We start from the raw sequence: 1,181 nt of genomic DNA on the forward strand, positions 1-1,181 counted from the left end.
TGTAAGTATCCCGCATAATCGTGCCATTCACATTTAGAGATCATCCGGCATACTCAATCTGCCAACGAAGGAGATCGCTATGCGTAAAGCCCGTTTTACTGAGCATCAGATCATCGCCGTGATTAAATCGGTTGAAGCCGGACGAACTGTTAAAGATGTCTGCCGGGAGGCCGGTATTTCTGAAGCCACCTACTACAACTGGAAGTCCAGATACGGCGGCATGGAGGCTTCTGATATTAAAAAGATCAAGGGTCTTGAGGACGAGAACCGACGTCTCAAACAGATGTTTGCCGACCTGAGCCTTGAGAACCGGGCACTGAAAGATGTTATCGAAAAAAAGCTTTAAAACCAGCCTTTAAGCGTGAGCTGGTCACTCATCTGATAACGACGTTCGGACTCAGTATCCGTCAGGCCTGTCGAAGCCTGAACCTGAGCAGAACGGTTTACCATTACCGTCCCGATACCTCGCGTGATGAACCTGTTATTGTCGCGTTGCAGGCAGTGGCAGAGCGATACCCACGATACGGTTTTCCGAAACTCTTCCAGGTTCTGCGGCGGCAGGGATACCCATGGAACCATAAGCGGGTCCATCGAATTTACTGCCTGCTAAAGCTGAATTTTCGTCGTAAGGGCAAACAACGACTGCCGGTACGTAACCCATTGCCGCTGGCTATCCCAGAGATGCTGAACCAGAGCTGGTCTGTTGATTTCATGCATGATGCCCTGGTCTGTGGCCGTCGTTTTCGTACGTTCAATGTCGTTGATGATTTTAATCGTGAGGCGCTGTCGATCGAAATAGACCTGAACCTGCCAGCTCAGCGAGTGGTTCGTGTACTTGACCGGATCGCGGCAAACCGGGGATATCCGGTCATGCTGCGTATGGATAACGGCCCGGAATTTATCTCACTGGCACTGGCTGAGTGGGCAGAAAAGCATGCAGTGAAGCTGGAATTTATCAAACCTGGCAAACCGACTCAAAATGCTTTCATTGAACGCTTTAACCGGACATACCGTACAGAAATACTCGATTTTTATCTGTTCAGAACACTGAGTGAAGTGCGGGAAATCACGGAGCGATGGCTGTCAGAATATAACTGTGAACGTCCGCATGAATCACTGAACAATATGACGCCGGAGGAATATCGACAACACCATTATTTGGCTGGGATCTCAAAAAATGC

Annotated in this window: 1 protein-coding gene; it reads left to right on the forward strand. The window is 49.2% G+C overall.

Annotated elements, in window-relative coordinates:
- Window positions 1-79: 79 nt before the first annotated feature.
- Window positions 80-1,181, forward strand: a protein-coding gene (locus tag AC07UY_RS21725; RefSeq protein WP_494701937.1) for an IS3 family transposase whose coding sequence is annotated in 2 segments (ribosomal slippage) — window positions 80-341 and window positions 341-1,181 — 1,103 coding nt annotated over the 2 segments. Because the reading frame shifts where the segments join, the coding sequence is not laid out codon by codon here. This gene is flagged as partial in the annotation.

Source organism: Citrobacter sp. GW821-FHT02E08 (assembly GCF_059421685.1).